Below are 17909 nucleotides of genomic sequence, written 5' to 3'. Positions count from 1 at the left end.
TCAACCCCTCGGGGCCAACGACTCGGTCGCGCCTCGCTGTGGGCGCCCCGATTCCGCGGTGGGCTCCGCGGCCAGCTGTCTGGCCAGTTTGCGTTCGTCCGCCAGGCCGCGGTTGAAGGCCAACACCCGCCCCCCTGCCCCGACGACGACGGTCGTGGGGACCGAGAAGATCCCGTAGCGCCGCGCGACATCCGGCTGACGCTCCACGTCGACGACCTCGATCCGCACGCCGGGCACCAGCGCGTGCAGACGTTCGAGAGCCGGCGCCTGCTGGGTGCGGCAGGGCACACACAGGGGGTGGGTGAACGCCAGCACTGCGGGCCCGTCGACCGGCTCCAGGCGCCGGGCTAGGCGGCGGTCGCGCAGGCGAACGAACAGCCAGAGCGACGCCACCAGCAGCGCGATGGCCACGACGATCCAGACGCGCTCCACAGCCGTCTACCCCTCTTTCCCGCCAGGGCGGATCCATCCCAGCCGCGTCAGCTGGACGTAGACGAAGCAGCCGGCGCAGAATCCGAAGATCAGGTTGACCGCCGCGAGCACCGCGACGATCCAGGCCACAGCCCACCCCACCACCGACGCGCCCGCCCACATCGCGAAGGCCGCCGACAGCAAGAACACCGCGCCCACGCCCTGCGCGAACCGGTGCGGGGCCAAGTCGTCCTCCCGCACATCTGGCCGCAGAAACCGCCCTTTCAGCGCTCGGTGGTAGAACTGCTGGAACAGCGCGGCCCTGGGGTCTGCCGCGCCCAGCGCCAGCACCGCACCCACCACCCCGACCAGCCAGTGGGTGTCGGTGAGGAACCCAGCCACGACGAAGAGCACGATGGCGAGCTGGTTGGTGCGCAGCGCGTTGTGATCGACGCGCCGGGACATGCGTTCGACCTCGACGTGTGCGCCCCTCACGGCTTCGCCTCCGCGGGAGCCCCTCGCTCGATCGGAACGCCCACCAGGCTCCCCCACTCCGTCCACGATCCGTCGTAGTTCTTCACGTTCGGATAGCCCAGCAGGTACTTCAGCGTGAACCATGTGAGGCTGCTGCGCTCCCCGATCCGGCAGTAGGCGACGACGTCCTTTTCCGGGGTGACGCCCCTCGGCTCGTACAGCGCCCGCAGTTCCTCGGCGGGCCTGAAGGTGCCGTCTTCGCGGACGTTCAGCGTCCAGGTGACGTTGTACGCACCGGGGATGTGGCCCGGACGCTGCGCTCCCTCCTGCGGATACGCGGGTGGGGCCAGGACTTCGCCACTGTATTCCTGCGGGGACCGCACGTCGACCAGCGCCAGGCGCGGGTCCCCGAGGCGGCGCTGGATCTCGTCGCGGAACGCACGCACCGCCGGGTCGGGGTCTTTCGCACGGAACGTCGTTTTGGGGAACGCCGGCTCCTCGGTGACCAGCGGCCGACCCTCGGCGACCCACTTCTGACGGCCGCCGTCGAGGATTTTCTTGTTCTCGACGCCGTAGTAGTCGAGCAGCCAGAAGGTGTACGTCGCGAACCAGTTGTTCTTGTCGCCGTACAGCACGATCGTATGTTCGTTTCCGATGCCTCGATCGCCCAGCAGCGCCTCGAGCTGCTGGCGGGAGATCCAGTCCCGCCGCACGGGATCTTGCAGGTCGGTCTTCCAACGGATGTGGATCGCACCCCGGATGTGTCCTTGCGCGTAGAGCTCCGGATCCTCGTTCGTCTCGACGATTCGCAGCCCTGGGTCGTCCAGATGCGCCGCCAGCCAGTCGGTCTGTACGAGTACGTCGGGTCGTGCGTAAGACGCCATCGCCATTTCCTCCGCAACCTGTGGGATTTCCGCAAAACGGCGCGGCTGCGCCCTAAGAGCAGACGGCCGCCACCTTTCGGCGAGCGGAGCGAAGCGGAGGCCTGGGGAAGACTTCGCGGACTACGCGGCAGGCGGCGAAGGCTCACCCAGCCTCCGCCACAGACAGATGCAGCTACGAGGTGCGTACCGCAGACCGTTCATCGTGGATCCTTTGTAGCATCCACCCACGAGGGTGTCAACCGACTGGCCCCTGTGCACCTCGGTCTGCGCGATGATGGAGACGTGACGCCTGACCGACTCGTCCACGTCCTGATCGCGGAGGGCATCCGCGATCCCCGCGTCCTGCAGGCGTTCCGGGAGGTCCCGCGCGAAGCGTTCGTCCCCCCGGAGTTCCGAGAACTCGCCTACGCCGATCGGCCGATCCCGATCCCGCACGGTCAGGTAACCACGCAGCCGTCGCTGATCGCCAAGATGCTCGAAGCCCTGAGACTCCAGCCCCACGAGCGCGTACTGGAGATCGGCACCGGATACGGATTCCAGACCGCCGTCCTCGCCCGCCTCGCGCAGTTCGTGTGGAGCATCGAGCGCCACCCGGACCTGGCCGAGACAGCCAAGCAGAACCTGGCGAGGGCCGGGATCACGAACGTCGAGCTGGTGGTGGGGGACGGTACGCTGGGGCTGGCGGAGCACGCTCCGTACGATGCCATCGTCGTCTCGGCGGCTTTCTTGGATGTTCCGCAGCCGCTGGCGGACCATCTGCGCGTCGGCGGCCGCCTCGTTCAACCCCTCGGACCCGGCGGCGACGACGAGGTCGTGTCGTTCGAGAAGACGGAGTACGGCCTGGTGCGCCGGGAGCACCTGACGTGGGCGCGTTTTGTGCGATTGTTCGGCCGATACGGGTTCCGCCCGGAATGAGGTCGGGCCCGGCACCGAGCCTACTCACGGATGCCCCTGACGGTACAGGGCCAGCATCGCCTCGCGCAGCGCACGTGTGGTCGCCTCGACGTCGGCGGCCGACCGGCCCTGGGGCGGCGGCAGCGGAGGACCGAAACGGACCGAGACGCGTGCTGGACGGGGCACGACCGAGCCCAGCGGCAGGGCCCGGTCGGTGCCGAACAGCCACATCGGCAGAACGGGTGCTTGGGCGCGCGCACTCAGCAGTGCGACACCGTTGCGCAGTGGAGCCAGCGGTTCGGCGGTCCTGTTGATTCCGCCCTCCGGGTAGATCGCCAGGCAGCCGCCGGCGCGCAGCAGGCGCAGGGCGGCCTTGTACGCGGATCCCGTGTAGGCGGCCGCATCGACCTCGGTGCGGGGCACCGGAATCACGCCGTACCATCGCAAAAGTGGGGCGATGACGCGCAGCAGCCCCTCCCACGGGACGAAGCCCGGATGGACGCGCTCGCCCAGCAGGTCTTCCGCCGCCATGAACACCGCCCGGCGCGGCAGCGCCGCGGCATGCACGATCGGGTCCAGCCAGGACAGGTGATTCGCGGCGGCGATCACCGGGCCCGAACGCGGGCAGTGTTCGCCGCCCGCGGTACGGAAGGCGAACAGGAACCACAGCAGGCCGCGGACGGCAGCCCGTGCGGCCCGGTAGCCGAGCGTCACCTCGCCTCGCGCGCCGCCAGCCGGGGGCTCGCCGCCGGACGGTCCGTGCCTCACGGCCGCCCGCGGCTGGAGGGGGGTCCGGACGCGCAGCGGAATCGGTGTTCGGCGCGGTTGTTGGATGCGTCGGACTCGCCCTCGAGGACCGGCAGGCGGGCGGTGAGGCGGTACTCCCCCGGGGGGAGGTCCAGACCCTCGAAGACCACGACCCGGTGCGAGCCCGCTGCGGGCAGTGCGCGCGGGACGATCGCGACGCGGTACACCCGCCAACTTCCGCCCTCCCTCCGCAGCAGGTTCGCCGTCAGGTCGGGGGGATCGACCACCGCCCCGACGGCCAGCAACTGCACGTGGACTCGGACCGGGCCGGCGCAGCCCGGTGGGTCGAGACCGATGCCCGCCACGCCGACGTCGAATGACGCGGCCGCCTTGAGCGGCTCCCGTCGCAGCCGCGCCACCCGCCAGCGTCCCGCGCGGTGCACCAGCTCCACGCGCTCGTCGGCGATGGCCGCCCCGTCGCCTTCCAGCACCAGCTTGACCCGTGCCGAACCGCCGTCTTTGGATACGCGCAACTCCCGAACCTCGAAGGCGGCGATCCGGTAGCCGCGCAACGCCAGCGGGTCGGAGATCGCCCGGCCTTCGGGCGTCATCAGACCCCTCGCCCCCTCCCAGTCTCCCCGCGCGCGTGCCTGGTAGAACAACCGGAGGTCACGCTCCGCCTCCGCGCGCGGGCCGCCGCATCCAGCCAGCGCGATGACCACAGCGGCCACAGCCGCCCGCGCCAGGATCCCGGATCGCCCAGGGCCTACGCGCAACATGCCGTCTCGTCACCCTCGCCCCGCCAGCTTCGCGAGCAGGGGCAGCACGTCGATGCCGCGCAGGTCGCCCAGGCTTCCGCGCGGTGCCGAACCCTCGCCAAACGGTCCCGCGCCGTCCGGTTCCACGCCCGGCCCGGACACCAGCAACGGCACGGGGTCGTCGGTGTGTCTGCCCACCTCACAAGGGGTGGCGTGGTCCGCCGTGACACATACGACCGCGTCGAGCACCGACGGCAGCAGCTTTCCGAAGAAGTGCCGGTCGATCCCCTCGATGCTATGGCGCTTGCGCTCCCAGTCGCCGTCGTGGCCGGCTTCGTCGGGGCCCTTGAGGTGGATGTACAACCCGTCCCACTCCGGCAACGCCTCCACCGCCCGATCCGCCCACTGTGCGTACACCGACGCGTCCTGCCCGCTGGGCGGCACGTCCACCGTGCCCATGCCCAGCATCCTGGCGATGCCGCGCTCGACCGGCATCTCGACGAAGCAGGCCATCCGAAGACCGAACCGCTGGGCGATGCCGGGAACGGCGGGCACGTGGTCGCTGGCGTCGCGCAGCAAAATCGCGTTGGCCGGCAACTTGCCCTGCCGCCGTCGCCGGCGGTTCACAGGGTGATCTTCCAGCGCCTGACGGGCAGCACGCGTGAACTCGTTCACCAGGTGGGCGGCCCGCCGCGCCTGCGTGGAATCGTCCAGCGGGACGCAGTCCTGGATCTCGTCAGCGAAGTCTGCGGCGGCGACGCCCAGCCCGCCCACGCGCGCATACGCCGGATCGGTGTTGCCGATGCTGGCCGACAGGGGGCCGTGGTCGTCGTAGAAGACGACGACGCACCGGTGGCCCACGCTGGCCCGCAGCGCAAAGCGTGCACCGGTCAGGCGCACCCGACGGTTGACCGCCTCGGCCAGTTCGTGCGCTTCGGCGCTCGTGAGGTCTCGCCCCACGCGGCGGTCGAGGATTTGTCGCCCCGCACCCACGGTCGCGAAGTTGCCGCGCAGGGCCAGGTTGCCGTCGGCAAACGGCACGTCCATGCCCAGGGCTTCCAGAAGCCCGCGGCCGGCGTGGTATGGATGCGGATCGTATCCGAGCATGGCGGTCACCGCGACGTCCGATTCCGGCGCGATGCCCGGGCCCACCGTCGTCACCCGGCCCTGTCGCCCCCGAGCCGCCAGCCCGTCGAGGTTCGGTTTGTGCGCCGCCTCCAGGGGCGTGCGGCCCCCCAGCGCCGCGATCGGGCGGTCGCCGAGTCCGTCGAGGATCACGTAGACAATCTTGGCCAACTGACACCTCCGCTGGCGAACTCCGCGATCCCCATGATACGTAATCAACAGAAAAGGGGGTGCCGTCCCATGAGGTTTCAGACCTCGCTCGCGTTGATCCTCCTGGCCGCGGCCGCCGCGTTCGCGTTGCTGAATCCAACAACCGTCGTGCGGACCGAAGTCGTCAACCTGCCGACGGGCTCCTACCAGACGCCCCTGATCGGCGTGATCCTAATCGCCGCCGCCGGGGCGATCCTGCTGATGCTGGCCGCCAGCGGCATATCGCTTTCGGCGGCCGCCGCCGACCGGAGGCGCCTGGAGGACCGGCTGGCCGCCCGTGAGCACGAGATCGCCGAGATGAAAAGCCGCGCCTACGACACCGTCTCCGAGCAGATCGCCATCCTGCGCAACGACCTGACGCGACAGATCGACGAGCTGCGCGCCCGGATCGAGGGGCGCCCAGCCGAACCGACGCGTGCCATCCGGGCGGACGAGACAGAGCAAACACGCGTCTTCCAGAAGTGATCCACCTGTGAGACCGTCTCGGCGTGGGGCTGCGGGCTGCCTTCTAGGCCAGTCCCAAGAGGCGCGCGAGTTCGTGCAGATCGACGACCACGACGTCGGGGCGCGCGGCATACCCGGCCGGGTCTTCCGCCGCTGACACGCCGGACAGCACCAAGGCCGTCCGCATTCCGACGCGCGCGGCCCCTGCGATGTCGGTCGCGACCTGGTCCCCCACCATGACCGTCTCCGCCGCCGCAGCACCCAGGCGGCGGAGCGCCATCTCGAACAGGTACGGCTCGGGCTTGCCCAGCACCACGGGCGACACCCCCGTCGACGTCTCGATCGCCGCCACGATGGCGCCGCTGCCCGGCCACAGTTCGTCCTCGACCGGCAGGTTCGCGTCGCGGTTGGTCGCGACGAACGACGCGCCCCGCCGGATCGCGATGCAGGCGTCGCGCAGCCGCGCGTAGGTCAGCTCCACGTCCAGCCCGACCACGACCGCGTCGGCGGGCGGTGCGTCGGCCAGGGCGAACCCCGCCTGACGGAGCGTCGCGCGCAGCCCCGGCCCGCCGATCACGAACACCTTCGCGGGCGCGTCTTTTCGGTTGCGCAGATAGTCGGCGGCGCACACCGCCGACGTGACGATCTGCTCCGGTGAGGCGCTGATCCCCATCCCTTCCAGCCGCTCGGCGTACTCACCGACGGTGTGCGCCGAGTTGTTCGTGGCAAAGACGAACGGGATGCGCCGCCGCCGCAGCGCGGCCACAAACTCCCGGGCACCCGGAAGCGGCCGCCGCCCACGATAGACGACGCCGTCGAGATCCAAGACCACGGCCCGTGCGGCGCGCAGGTCCGCCCCTCCGGGCGCCACATGGCCCCGCCTTCCGGAAAGATTCCAGGCGTCCTTCGCGCTCACAACGTCTTTACGAACTCCGCTGACATCTCGCCCGCATACACCTCCGATGCGGGGCCGGTCATGCGCAAAGCGTATCCCTCTTTGACCTCGATGCTCAGCACACCGCCGTCCATCTCGACGACCACCCGTCGGTCCGTGAGACCGCGACGCACACAGGCGGCGGCGACGGCGCTGGCGCTGCTACCCGACGCCAGCGTTTCCCCAGCGCCGCGCTCCCAGATGCGGATCCGCACGCGATCCGCCGACAGAACCTGGGCGAACTGCACGTTGGCGCGCTGTGGGAACAGCGGGTGCCGCTCAAGCGCCGGTCCCAGCGTGTGGAAGTCGACGGACCCCAGGTCTTCGGTGAACACGACGCAGTGGGGGTTCCCGACGTTCACCGCCGTCACGCGAAGGCGCATCGGACCGACTTCCAATTCCTCGTCCACGATCTCGCGCGGCGGCCCGCCCGCGGGTATGCGGTCGCTGCGGAAGGTCGCCTCTCCCATGTCCACCGTGATCGACCGCACCGCTGCGTATTCCCGATGGAGGTCGCAGGTGACGATCCCGCCCGGGGTCTCGACGGTGAAACGTGTCCTGGGGGTGTGTCCGTGGTCGTAGAGGTACTTGGCAAAGATCCGTAGGCCATTGCCGCTCTTTTCGGCTTCGGTGCCGTCCGGGTTGTAGATGCGCAGTCCGAAGTCGGCGCTGTGCGAGGGCACGTGGGCAAGGATCCCGTCCGAGCCGATCCCGAAGTGCCGGTCGCAGATCCTGCGGATCGCCTGCGGGGTCAGCTCGAACGAAAGCTGGGTTGGGTCGACGATGATGTAGTCGTTGCCCAGCGCGTGCGACTTGACGAAGCGGTTCACCCAGGCACCTCGATCGACCCCAAGCGGCCCGCGGCCGACCTGGGGCCCCGTGCTTCGCGCCGGTCAGCTGTCACCGCCGGCTGCCCTGTGCAGTCGTCTTCCCCCTTCGTAGCTCGTCTTCAGTGCGTTGCGGCGCCGCCACCGTTCGAGCGCCAGGTCCACCAGCCGCGACAACAGTTCGCGGTAGGGCAGGCCGGAAGCCTCCCACAGTTTGGGATACATGCTGATCTGTGTGAAGCCGGGGATGGTGTTCACCTCGCTCACGTACGCCGGCCCGTCGCGCTCGGCCAGGAAATCGACACGGGCCATCCCCTCCAGGCCGAGCACCCGGTAGGCACGCAAGGCCAGTCGGCGGACTTCCTCGGCGCGCGGGGCATCCAGGCTCGAGGGGATCAGCAACTCGGCGCCGTCGGGGTCCACGTACTTCGCTTCGTAGTCGTAGAACTCGTGCGCGGGACGGATCTCGCCAGGGAGGGATGCCTGCGGCTCGTCGTTGCCGAGCACGCTCACTTCGATCTCGAGCGGGGCCGGGACCGCCCGCTCGACGACGACTTTCGTATCGTACTGCAGCGCGTCGGCCACCGCCGCATCGAGCGCGCCCACGTGCATCACCATGCGGATGCCCACCGACGACCCCAGCCGCGCGGGTTTCGTGAACACCGGAAAGCCCAACCCGCCGACGATGGCCTCCCGTACGGCGGCCGGGTCGGACGCCCACTCCCGGTCGGAGAACGCCACGAAGTCCACGACCGGCAGGCCGGCTGCGCGCAATACCTTCTTCTGTACTTCCTTGTCCATGCCCATCGCCGATCCCAACACCCCGGCGCCGACATACGGCACGTTGACCATTTCGAACAGCCCCTGGATGGTGCCGTCCTCTCCGTACGGGCCGTGCAGAACGGGGAACATCACGTCGCAGACCACCTCCCCGCCGCCGGCGCAAAAGACTGCTTTGCCCTCGGTGTCCAGGCGGAGCCAGGCGCGGCTTCCCCCCACGTACCACGCACCGCGGGGGTCGATGAAGATCTCGACGACTTCGAACCGGTCCCGGTCCAGCGCCGCCAGCACGTTGGCGGCAGAGACCTTCGACACCTCGTGCTCGCCCGAGCGTCCGCCGTAGACGATGCCCAGCCGCAGCTTATCCACGGCCGGGCTCCGCGGTCCTGGCCGGCGGACGGCGGTTGGCGGCACCCGACGATGCGGCGAGGGGTCGGCACGTGCGGCGCCAGGTCTCGATGCGCTCCCGCAACAGGCTCACCGCCCCATCGAGGAGCACGCTGGCGAACACGATGCGTGGCTTGTCCGGCGGCAGGCGCAGCCGTTCGAGTACCTTCGGTGAGGCGATCACGACGTCCGCCGCGGCGATCGCGCGCGCCAGGCGCCGGGGATCGCCGAGGTGCACGCTGGTGATCCGGCGACCGCGAATGCCGACCGCACGGATGGAGCGCTCCTTGCTCCGCGCGCCCTCCTCGGTCGCGCACACGACGGCGAGCGACGTCCCCTTGGGTAGCCTCGCCACGCGCTCCAGGGTGTCGAAGTCGGGCAGGGCCACCAACCCGACGACCTCGCGTCCGGGCAGGGCCGCCTGGACTTCCTCGACGTGGAAGAACGTCGTGCAGACGACATCCGCTCGGCGGGCCGCCCGACCGGCATCGGACAGCAGTGCCCCCCGAACCGGAAGGCCCAGCGCCGCCGACAGGACCCGTGTGAAGTACCTGAGATCTGACGGGTTGCACTCGACGAACAGGATGTCGGGTCCGCCGTCGGTGGGTTGGCGGGAACGCGCCCGCGCCGCCAGCAGTCCCTTGAGGTCTTCGATGGAGAGCCCCGCCGCGCGCCCCGCCGACAGGAACTCGTCCGCGAAACGGGTCAGGCGCACGCGCAGCTCCGCAGACGCCCCGCGCCTGCCCGACACCCGGGTTCCCCGCCCGGGGGCAGCATCGAGGTATCCCTCCGACCGCAGCTCCCGGTAGGCGCGAGCGACCGTGTTGCGGTTCACGCGCAAGAACGACGCGAGCGTGCGCACGGGTGGCAGGCGGTCGCCCGGCCGCAACCGGCCGCTGAGGATCTGGTAGGCGATCTGCTCCTTGAGCTGGTCGGTGAGCGGTAGGTGAGGCTGCAGGTCGAACTCCAAGCCGGGCTCCGGGTGTTTGTCCTACTTGTACTGTGACAATAGGGGACGCCGGCGGGTGTGTCAACCCGCAGACGGCAGGCATGCCCGCGCCCCGGACGGCTATCGACCCGAGGCCGTGCGGTGGGCCGGACCTCGGCGGGGCAGGGTCAGAACAAACCGCGCGCCCACCTCGGGCCGGTTGTGAGCGCGTACGGTTCCGCCATGCGCGTGGACGAGGTGTCGGACGACCGCCAGTCCCAGCCCGCTGCCGCCGCTCGCGCGCGACCGAGACGGGTCCGCGCGATGGAAGGGCTCGAAGATGCGCGGGAGTTCGTCGTGCGGGATGCCAGGCCCCCCGTCGTCGACGACGACCTCGACGTCGCCATCCGACCGCGAGGTCGCACGGACGGCGACGGTGCCCCCCGACGGCGTGAAGCGGACGGCGTTGTGCAGCAGGTTCTGGATCACCTGTCGGATCCGGTCGGCATCTACGTCGACCACCGTGTCACCTTGCGAGGAGACCTCGACGGCGACGCCCCGTTCTTCGATCCACGGCTGGAGGACCTCGACCGACTCCCGGCACAGGGCCGCGACATCGGTCGGGGCGCGCCGCAGGGCCAACTGACCGGCCTCCGCCAGGCTCAGGTCCCGCAGGTCGGTGATGAGCCGGCTCAGCAGAGCGCTTTGCGTGTGGAGCGCGGCGATGCGTTCCGGCGTAGGCTCGGACACCCCGTCGAGGAACGACTCCAGGTTGGCCTGGATGATCGAAAGCGGCGTGCGCAGCTCGTGGGCGACCGCCGCGAGCAGTTCCTGCCGCATCCTCTCGTTGGCGCGCAGCCGCGCGGCCATCGCGTTGAACGCCTCCGCGACGTCTCCGATCTCGCCGCCGGCGGGTCGTACCACCTGGTCGAGGTTGCCCGACGCGATGCCGCGGGCCGCCCGCTGCAACTCCGCCAGCGGCCGCGACAGCCGACCGGCCACCACGAGCGCCACCGCGACGGCGAGCCCGGCCGCGGTCGCACCGCCCAGCCACAGCGACTGATTGAACGCCTTGAGGAACTTGCGTTGCGACAGCCGGAACAACTTCGTCGCCGGGCGCATGCCCTGCAGGAACAGCTCCCGGACGTGCGGCGGCTGCTCGGCGATCCACGTCACCTCGCCACGGCGCACCCGCTCCATGTACGCTCCGAACTGCTGCGCCGTCGTGTACTGGGCCCAGGCCGCCACCAGACCGACCGACGCGATCGCGATGATCGCGAAGGCCAGCGTCAACTGCGCCCGCAACCCGATGCGCCGTGCCTCTTTAGCCGTGGGCCCCATCTGGCTCCCTCGCGAACTTGTATCCCACCCCGTACACCGTGAGCACGTACCTCGGTTCCTTTGGGTCCGGCTCGATCTTTTGGCGCAAGTTCTTGACGTGGACGTCGACCGTGCGCTCGAAACCCTCGAACGAATACCCGTAGACGCGGTCGATGAGCTGCAGTCGCGTGAACACATGGCCGGGCTGCGATGCCAATGCTTCGAGCAGGCGCCACTCCGTGGGCGTCAGCGACACCGGCCGCCCGCGGTGCGTCACTTCCTGCGAGCGAAAGTCGACGTGCAGGTCACCCATGCGCAGCTCCTCGCGGCCGCCCCAGCGGTTGCGCCGCAGGACGGCGCGGACCCTGGCCACCACCTCGCGCGGACTGAAAGGCTTGGTGACGTAGTCGTCGGCTCCCAGCTCCAGTCCTGCGACCTTGTCCTCCACCTCGTCACGCGCCGTCAGCATGATGATCGGCACCCGCGAGACGCCCCGCACGCGCCGGCACACCTCGTACCCGTCGATGCCGGGCAGCATCAGGTCGAGCACGATCAGGTCCGGCTGACGGCTGTCGAACTCCCGGATCGCCGTCTCACCGTCGCCCGTCAGCACAACCGCGTAACCGTCCCGCTCGAGGTACGAGCGCAGCAGACGTCCGATCTCCGGCTCGTCCTCGACGACCAGCACCATCGCGGCGCGGTTTCTGGCGCCCGCCGATCGCTCCGTCACGGCCGTATCCCCAAGACGAGCTCCACGTTGAGGACCCGCTCGCCCCGAATCACGCGCAGACGGACGCGCTGGCCCGGCACACGTTCCCCGACTGCCCGCAGCAGATCCTCCATGCCGCCGAGCGGGGCCTCGTCCAGCGCGGTGAGGACGTCTCCGCCTGCACCGTTGTCCGCCCCTCCCCGCAGCCCGGCCCGGAAGGCTGGGCTGCCCGGCACCACCTCGACGACGAGGACGCCCCGCGTGACGGGTAGGCCCCGTTCGGCGGCCAGCTCGGGCGTGACCGAGGTACCCACGATCCCGATCCACGCCCGCTCGGTCCGTGCGCCCTCCAGCAGAGACGGCAGCGACGCGGAGATCGTCGGGCCGGACACCGCCAGGCCGCCGGTCGCCCCGGGCCGCGTGGAGGCCGCCACCACCACGCCGATCGCCTCGGCCCGCGCGTTCAGCACCGGACCGCCCGAGCTGCCCGGCGCGACCGGCGCGCTGAAGCGCACCAGGATGCCGGGCACCAGGCCCGGAAGCGTCGTGTCCGTATCGAGAACTTCGCCGACGGTCATCACACCCGGTCGCCCGCGGGGCGTGCCGATCACCGCCACCGGGTCGCCGACCCGTACGTGCTCGTCGCTGACCCGCAGATGGGGAACCGGCCTGTCCGCCTCGACGCCCAGAACCGCCAGGTCGCGGCGCGCGTCGTATCCCACCAGCCGCGCCGCCTGCGGTCGGCCGCCGGGAGAGGTGACGGTGATGCGGTCGGCGCGGCGCGCCACGTGCGCCGCGGTGAGCAGATGGCCGTCGGGCGAGATCGCGAACGCGGTGCCCACGCCCGTGCGACCGTCGTGCACTGTGCGCACGACCGCGACGGCCGGAGCGGCACGCGCATAGATCGCCGCCGGGTCGAACGACGCAGTCTGCGCTGCCGCCGGCAGCGCAAGGGCCACGGCAACCGCCAGCGCCGTCACGCGCAACCCGGTGTGCATCACCCGCCTCGTCACGCCGGACCTCTCACAGATAGGCCAGCAGCCGCCCACAGGCGATCACCGATACCCAAACGGCCAGCGACGTCGCACCGGCAATCCTCGCCGGGCGCGGCGTGGGGACGTCGCGGTCCCACTGCGCCACGGAGCGGAACACGGTCCGATGAAAGACGAACTGATTCACCCAGGCCACGCCGATGAGTCCCATCTTCACGGGGAATACCGGGTTGGTCGACCACTCCGTGGGGTGCGCGACGAACATCGTCACGCCGCTGGCGCCCACGACCGCGAACCCGCCCCACGCCCAGGGCAGCAGGTGCCGGGCCATCTGAGAGACCGGCAGCCCGCGCGAGAGCCCCAGCAGCCGCAGGTCCCACATCGCGACCGAACCCACCAGCACCGCGATGCCGGTAATGTGCACGATCTCCGCAACCGGATACGCCCACAGCGCCTGGCGCATCCACAGCGCGGGCGGCGTAGCCTCCAGCCACACCGCCCACGCCGGAGCCCCCTCGTGGATCATCGCAGACGGAACACGCGCTCGCCGATCGCGATCCGCAGCGCACGCATCTCGTCGGGCACGCTGCGGTGCACGTAACCGGCCACCCTCACCACCGAGCCCTCACCCAGCAACTCCGCGGTGAGCCCCATGGCCCGGGCACGGGTCGGCGGAGGTAGGATCACCGTCCAGATGCGCTGCTCGGTCTCCAACTGCACGGTCACGTGTGGGTGTTCGTACGAGGACGATCGGATCCGGCCCGTCAACGCCACCTCCCGGCTGTCGTCGTAGGAGGACCAGCCGTGGTGCCCCGAGGCCACCGCTGCCGCGACCAGCGCCGCGCCGACGGCGAGGATCATCGCTGCGCCGAGTCTTCCCATGTCCGCACCTCCCGCTCTTGGCTCACGGTGCTGCACGCTTTGAATCGTCTGCCCCCCACCGTGATGTGCACAGGTGCGATCCAAAGGTCACCATCGCCCAGGTCCTTCAAGGAGATGTGAAGGACGGCAGGCGCCCCGTCAGGTCCGCGGCGCCGAAGGGACCTGGATCGGCGATCAGGGCGCGCGCCGCATCGACCTGTCCCCAGACGTTCCACAGCAGCACGCCGCGCACGCGGCCGTCGCGTAGGTAGTAGACGACACCCTCCCGGTATGGCTCCTTCCAGTCCTCCACCGTCTGCAGCCGCGCATCTACCTCGCCCACGGCCTCGTAGCCCACGTCGAACAGATCGGAGTAGAAGAAGGGCAGGTGCACGTACGGCTCGCCGGCGCCCGCCATATTCCGTCCCGCCGTCGTGCCCTGCGTGTTCGCATTGTCCTCGTGCTCCACGCGCATGCGCGTCCCCAGATCCGGTTGGATGAAGCGCGCCACATCTCCGGCGGCGAAGACATCCGGATGGCCGGCGCGCAGGTGCACATCGACCAGGATCCCGTCCTCCGCGTCGATCCCCGCACCCGAGGCGAGATCGGTGTTGGGGCGGATGCCGATGCCCGCGATGACCGCATCAGCAGCGAGCGACCGCCCCGCGTCCGTCCGAACGACGAACCCCCGTGTGCTGCGCTCGATGTCCGCAGCGCCCTCGCCGCTGACCACCTCGATGCCCCGCTCGCGGTAGTACTCGTTGAGGAAGCGTGCCAGTCCGGAGGGGAACAGGCGGCGGCCGATCCCTTCCTCCGGGAACACCATCGTGACTTCGGCGCCGTTGGTTGCCAGCGCGGCGGCGATTTCCGACCCGATGAAACCCCCTCCGATGACCGCAAACCGGCGCCGGCGCACGGTGAGCCGGCGCAGGTACAAATAGTCGTCCAGCGTGCGGAAGTAGACGACGCCGTCGCCCGACGGCAGGCGGCGCGGAGAGCCGCCGGTGGCGAGCAGCAGCCGGTCGAAGGTGTGCGCCTCGCCCCGATCGTCGGTGACGTGCTTGGTGGACAGATCGAGTTCGCGGGCGACCCTCCCCAGGTACAGCCGGACGCCTCGCTGCTCGGTGTTGCGCCAGATCTTCTCCAGGGGCTGTCCTTTCCACAGGCCCTTGGACAGCGGCGGCCGATTGTAAGGGGGGTGCGCTTCTGCGGACAGGATCCCGATCTCACCGTCTGGGTCGAGCTCGCGGATCCCCCGGACCGCAGCGTCGGCGGTCATCCCGCCGCCGACGATCAGGTATGGATGATGCGGCATGGTTGCCTCCTCAGTCTCAGACGCCAGACCCCACCGCCCGCACCACCGGATGAACGATCGGCACGCACGACAGGGCCAGGTCCGGAGTCGCCCTTCGCGCACCAGGCGTTCTGCTACTTCTCCAAACACGGGCGATCAACCCCGGCATTCCCGTCCCGCGTCGCACACCGGGTGCCGGATCGAACCGACAGTCCCAAATGCTAGCTGCCCGCCCGCTTGCGGCACTCGGCGATCAGTGCCTGCAGGACGGCCTGTGCGGCGTCCGCGTCCGCCGCCCGCACCAGCAGGTGGTCGCGGTGGAAGGTGGAGACGACGCAGACGGGGATGCCGGCCCGTGCGAGCCGTTCGGTGACGACCGAGAGGTAGCCGATGACCGATGCGTCCAAGACGGCGTCGAGGGTGATCATGCGGTAGTCGCGCTCCACCCGCGTCGGACGCAGCCCCCGGCCCGCCTGGTCCCACTCCACCTCGCGGCACACGAGCGACACCTCGTCCGGCGAGAAAGCAAGACAGAACGGCGAGTGGAAACGATCGGCGCGCCGCTGGACGGCCTGCGCTTCGGACAGCGGCAGGCTGACGACCGCCAGCGGCTCGGGTTCCACGAGGATCTTCGTGTTCGCCAGCACGGCGGCCAGTTCGGGATCGACGAGTGGCTGTGGAAGGTGCCGCACCGGTGTCGGCTCCGGACGAACGGGCCTCACTGCGATGATACCCGGACGGACCTCGAAGGGCCTGCGGCGAAGCGTACGGTCGGATCCGGACCCGTCCTAGCCGGCACCCAGGGCCTGCTCCAGGTCCTCCAGCAGATCCTCGACGTCCTCGATGCCCACGGAAACCCGGATCAGGCCGTCGGTGATCCCGGCCCGGATCCGCTCCTCGCGGGGCACGTGGAGGTGCGTCGTCGATGCGGCGTGGGTGACCAGGGAGTGCACCCCGCCCAGGCTGACCGCCAGCTTCATCACCCGGAGGCGCTCGACCAGCCGCGCGCCCGCTTGGACGCCGCCGCGGACCTCGAACGCCAGCATTCCCCCGAAGCCACGCATCTGCCGCGCGGCGACCTCGTGGTTGGGGTGATCTGCCAACCCGGGGTAGAAGACGCGTTCGACCCGCGGGTGTCCGGCGAGGAAGCGGGCGATGCTTATCGCGCTTTGGTTCTGACGCTCCATCCGCAAGCCCAGGGTCTGCACGCCGGTCAGCAGCAACCATGCGGCGAAGGGATCGGCGGAGCCGCCGTAGATGCGCAGTCGGTCCCAGCAGGCCTGCACGAACCGCCGCGTGCCGACGACTGCTCCCGCCACCAGGTGGTGGTGCCCGCCCAGGTACTTCGTGGCGCTGTGCACCACCGCGTCGGCGCCGAGCGCAAGCGGGCGGGTGTTGTAGGGGCTGGCGAACGTGTTGTCCGCGATCGCAAACGCGCCTGCCTCGCGCGCGATGGCGGCGACGGCGGCGATGTCCGTGACCTTCATCACCGGATTGGCCGGAGTCTCGATGTAGACAAGCCGCGTGTTCGGACGAATGGCCCGTGCAAAGCGATCCGGGTCTTGCGGGTCCACGAACGTCGTCTCGATCCCGTAGGCCGGCAGCATCGTGTGGAACAGCTCGAACGTCGCGGAATAGACCGCGTCGGCGGAGACGATGTGGTCTCCGCTGCGCACCACCGCCAGCACGGCGTGGCTGATCGCGGCCATCCCCGACGCGGTCAGCAGGCACGCCTCGCCGCCTTCGAGCGCTGCGATCCGCTCCTCGGCCACGCGGACGGTCGGGTTCGCCCAGCGCGTGTAGAAGGCCGGGGAGGCCTCCTGGGCCCGCCTGGCCCCTTCGGCGACGGTGCCGAAGGCGAACGTTGACGTCTGGTAGATCGGCGGCACCACCGACCCGAGCGGGTCGGGGTTCGTTCCCGCGTGCACCGCCAGCGTGTTGAAGCCCGCAGCGCGCCCCATTGCTACCCCTCGGTTGCCAAGGTCAGTCCGCGGTCGACAGCCGCCGGTCGATGGCGGCCGCCGTCCAGGCTCGGGTCGGCGCCCTCATCTCCGCCACCACGATGCCGACCAGGATCAGGGCGGCGCCGATCCACTGCACGCCATCCAGCACTTCCCTCAGCCACCAGCGCGCGAACAGCGCCGCGGCGACCGGCTCGGACGCGAAGACCAACCCCACGTGCGTGGGGGGCGTGAACCGCTGCGCCCAGGCCTGAATCGAGAACGCCCCCGCGCTCGCGACGACCGCCATCCCCGCCACCGCCCCCCAGATCTCGACCGGCACGGCGGAGGGCAACGGCTCGGTGGGGACCAGCAGCCCGCAGACGGCCGCCGCGGCCAGCATCTGCATCGCGCCGAGCGCAAGGGGCGGTGTCCGGGCCGAGGCACGGTCCAGCAGCAGGATGTGCAGCGCGAAGCAGGCGGCGCAACCGAGCACCAGGAGTTCGCCCACCCCCGGCCAGCTCGCGCCGTCCAGGGTGAGCATCGCAAGCCCTGCGGCGGCCAGTGCGACACCCGTCCACTCGCGCGGCCCGGGGCGTCGCCCCCACATGGTGCCCAACACCGGCACCAGCACCACGCTGAGCCCGGTGATGAAGGCGGCCGTGGTGGCGGTGGTGAGCCGAAGCCCGAGCGTCTGCAATGCGTACCCACCACCCAGCGCGGCGCCGCTCCACAGGCCGCGCCTCCACGCGGGCGCACCGGCGCGCCGCAGTGCACCGGCCGCAAACGGCAAGAGCAATGCGGCGGCGAGCGCAAAGCGCGCCCCCAGATAGGCGAACGGAGGGACGTGCTGCAGGATCGCCTTGGCCAGGGGGAACGTAGCGCCCCACACGGCCGCTACGAGGAGCAAAGAGGCATCGGCGACCAGACGGCGGGTGATCGGTGAGGGCGGCATGGAAACATCATAACGGGTCCTCCGGCGGCCTGCGG

21 protein-coding genes are annotated in these 17909 nt (G+C 70.3%); 2 read left to right on the top strand and 19 right to left on the bottom strand.

What is annotated here, in order from left to right; genetic code table 11:
• The 3 genes from QN163_02075 to QN163_02065 are packed head-to-tail and all read right to left on the bottom strand — an operon-like array spanning position 1 to position 1769.
• Positions 1 to 432: a thioredoxin family protein gene (locus QN163_02075; GenBank protein ID MDR5682803.1), complete on the bottom strand. Its 432-nt coding sequence runs from the start codon at positions 430 to 432 to the stop codon at positions 1 to 3.
• Between the two features lie 6 nt (positions 433 to 438).
• On the bottom strand, positions 439 to 906 hold the full coding sequence (locus QN163_02070; GenBank protein MDR5682802.1) for a DUF4395 domain-containing protein: 468 nt from the start codon (positions 904 to 906) through the stop codon (positions 439 to 441).
• The gene (locus QN163_02065) at positions 903 to 1769 is read right to left on the bottom strand and encodes a sulfurtransferase (GenBank protein ID MDR5682801.1); all 867 of its coding nucleotides are present in this window, start codon (positions 1767 to 1769) and stop codon (positions 903 to 905) included. The genes QN163_02070 and QN163_02065 overlap by 4 nt, the downstream gene beginning before the upstream one ends.
• A 282-nt stretch (positions 1770 to 2051) precedes the next feature.
• Here QN163_02065 and QN163_02060 point away from each other — a divergent pair, with 282 nt between their 5' ends.
• Entirely contained in the window at positions 2052 to 2684 is a 633-nt protein-coding gene (locus QN163_02060) for a protein-L-isoaspartate(D-aspartate) O-methyltransferase (GenBank protein MDR5682800.1), read from the top strand.
• 24 nt (positions 2685 to 2708) lie between these two features.
• On the opposite strand, the gene QN163_02055 is transcribed toward QN163_02060, so the two are convergent.
• From QN163_02055 to apgM, 3 genes are read right to left on the bottom strand one after another with little or no spacing between them, the layout of a single operon-like run.
• Positions 2709 to 3377, bottom strand: a complete 669-nt coding sequence (locus QN163_02055) for a lysophospholipid acyltransferase family protein (protein ID MDR5682799.1) — start codon at positions 3375 to 3377, stop codon at positions 2709 to 2711.
• Positions 3378 to 3427: 50 nt separating this feature from the next.
• On the bottom strand, positions 3428 to 4189 hold the full coding sequence (locus QN163_02050; protein ID MDR5682798.1) for a hypothetical protein: 762 nt from the start codon (positions 4187 to 4189) through the stop codon (positions 3428 to 3430).
• 9 nt (positions 4190 to 4198) lie between these two features.
• Positions 4199 to 5464: a 2,3-bisphosphoglycerate-independent phosphoglycerate mutase gene (apgM, locus tag QN163_02045; protein MDR5682797.1), complete on the bottom strand. Its 1266-nt coding sequence runs from the start codon at positions 5462 to 5464 to the stop codon at positions 4199 to 4201.
• Between the two features lie 69 nt (positions 5465 to 5533).
• On the opposite strand from apgM, the gene QN163_02040 reads away from it, so the two are divergent.
• Positions 5534 to 5968: a LapA family protein gene (locus tag QN163_02040; protein ID MDR5682796.1), complete on the top strand. Its 435-nt coding sequence runs from the start codon at positions 5534 to 5536 to the stop codon at positions 5966 to 5968.
• Positions 5969 to 6011: 43 nt separating this feature from the next.
• Here the strand turns inward: QN163_02040 and QN163_02035 are convergent, their stop codons facing one another.
• The 13 genes from QN163_02035 to QN163_01975 all read right to left on the bottom strand — a co-directional run bounded on the left by QN163_02035 (position 6012) and on the right by QN163_01975 (position 17874).
• Entirely contained in the window at positions 6012 to 6818 is an 807-nt protein-coding gene (locus QN163_02035; protein MDR5682795.1) for an HAD-IIA family hydrolase, read from the bottom strand.
• A 41-nt stretch (positions 6819 to 6859) separates the two neighbouring features.
• A complete protein-coding gene (gene dapF / locus QN163_02030; protein MDR5682794.1) occupies positions 6860 to 7711 on the bottom strand; it encodes a diaminopimelate epimerase in 852 nt (283 codons plus the stop codon).
• A 63-nt stretch (positions 7712 to 7774) separates the two neighbouring features.
• Positions 7775 to 8857: a D-alanine--D-alanine ligase family protein gene (locus QN163_02025; GenBank protein ID MDR5682793.1), complete on the bottom strand. Its 1083-nt coding sequence runs from the start codon at positions 8855 to 8857 to the stop codon at positions 7775 to 7777.
• Complete coding sequence (locus QN163_02020) at positions 8850 to 9845, bottom strand: GntR family transcriptional regulator (protein ID MDR5682792.1); 996 nt, start codon at positions 9843 to 9845, stop codon at positions 8850 to 8852. The genes QN163_02025 and QN163_02020 overlap by 8 nt, the downstream gene beginning before the upstream one ends.
• Positions 9846 to 9944: 99 nt before the next feature.
• Complete coding sequence (locus tag QN163_02015) at positions 9945 to 11144, bottom strand: ATP-binding protein (protein MDR5682791.1); 1200 nt, start codon at positions 11142 to 11144, stop codon at positions 9945 to 9947.
• A complete protein-coding gene (locus QN163_02010) occupies positions 11128 to 11853 on the bottom strand; it encodes a response regulator transcription factor (GenBank protein MDR5682790.1) in 726 nt (241 codons plus the stop codon). The genes QN163_02015 and QN163_02010 overlap by 17 nt, the downstream gene beginning before the upstream one ends.
• Positions 11850 to 12845: a trypsin-like peptidase domain-containing protein gene (locus tag QN163_02005; protein MDR5682789.1), complete on the bottom strand. Its 996-nt coding sequence runs from the start codon at positions 12843 to 12845 to the stop codon at positions 11850 to 11852. Before QN163_02005 ends, QN163_02010 begins: the two co-directional genes overlap by 4 nt.
• Positions 12846 to 12855: 10 nt before the next feature.
• A complete protein-coding gene (locus QN163_02000; protein ID MDR5682788.1) occupies positions 12856 to 13350 on the bottom strand; it encodes a hypothetical protein in 495 nt (164 codons plus the stop codon).
• Positions 13347 to 13706 carry a DUF6152 family protein gene (locus QN163_01995; protein ID MDR5682787.1) on the bottom strand — a complete coding sequence of 120 codons (360 nt, stop codon included), beginning with the start codon at positions 13704 to 13706 and terminating at the stop codon, positions 13347 to 13349. Before QN163_01995 ends, QN163_02000 begins: the two co-directional genes overlap by 4 nt.
• A 106-nt stretch (positions 13707 to 13812) precedes the next feature.
• Positions 13813 to 15000, bottom strand: a complete 1188-nt coding sequence (locus tag QN163_01990; protein MDR5682786.1) for an FAD/NAD(P)-binding oxidoreductase — start codon at positions 14998 to 15000, stop codon at positions 13813 to 13815.
• Positions 15001 to 15200: 200 nt separating this feature from the next.
• Positions 15201 to 15671 carry an ACT domain-containing protein gene (locus tag QN163_01985; protein ID MDR5682785.1) on the bottom strand — a complete coding sequence of 157 codons (471 nt, stop codon included), beginning with the start codon at positions 15669 to 15671 and terminating at the stop codon, positions 15201 to 15203.
• Positions 15672 to 15767: 96 nt separating this feature from the next.
• Positions 15768 to 16940 (bottom strand): PLP-dependent aspartate aminotransferase family protein, encoded by a 1173-nt coding sequence (locus tag QN163_01980; GenBank protein MDR5682784.1) that lies wholly within the window; start codon positions 16938 to 16940, stop codon positions 15768 to 15770.
• A 22-nt stretch (positions 16941 to 16962) separates the two neighbouring features.
• Entirely contained in the window at positions 16963 to 17874 is a 912-nt protein-coding gene (locus tag QN163_01975) for a DMT family transporter (GenBank protein ID MDR5682783.1), read from the bottom strand.
• Positions 17875 to 17909: the final 35 nt, after the last annotated feature.

This window comes from Armatimonadota bacterium (assembly GCA_031432545.1).
Classification (GTDB): Bacteria; Sysuimicrobiota; Sysuimicrobiia; order Sysuimicrobiales; family Sysuimicrobiaceae; genus Caldifonticola; species Caldifonticola tengchongensis.
This window is presented reverse-complemented; position numbering and strand designations above follow the sequence as displayed.

Excerpts from the sequence above, each read along its gene's own strand:
- QN163_02065 (MDR5682801.1), bottom strand. The coding sequence starts at position 1,769 with ATGGCGTCTTACGCACGACCCGACGTACTCGTACAGACCGACTGGCTG.
- QN163_01990 (MDR5682786.1), bottom strand. The coding sequence starts at position 15,000 with ATGCCGCATCATCCATACCTGATCGTCGGCGGCGGGATGACCGCCGAC.
- QN163_02050 (MDR5682798.1), bottom strand. The coding sequence starts at position 4,189 with ATGTTGCGCGTAGGCCCTGGGCGATCCGGGATCCTGGCGCGGGCGGCT.
- QN163_02040 (MDR5682796.1), top strand. The coding sequence starts at position 5,534 with ATGAGGTTTCAGACCTCGCTCGCGTTGATCCTCCTGGCCGCGGCCGCC.
- QN163_01980 (MDR5682784.1), bottom strand. The coding sequence starts at position 16,940 with ATGGGGCGCGCTGCGGGCTTCAACACGCTGGCGGTGCACGCGGGAACG.
- QN163_02000 (MDR5682788.1), bottom strand. The coding sequence starts at position 13,350 with ATGATCCACGAGGGGGCTCCGGCGTGGGCGGTGTGGCTGGAGGCTACG.
- QN163_02015 (MDR5682791.1), bottom strand. The coding sequence starts at position 11,144 with ATGGGGCCCACGGCTAAAGAGGCACGGCGCATCGGGTTGCGGGCGCAG.
- QN163_01975 (MDR5682783.1), bottom strand. The coding sequence starts at position 17,874 with ATGCCGCCCTCACCGATCACCCGCCGTCTGGTCGCCGATGCCTCTTTG.
- QN163_01995 (MDR5682787.1), bottom strand. The coding sequence starts at position 13,706 with ATGGGAAGACTCGGCGCAGCGATGATCCTCGCCGTCGGCGCGGCGCTG.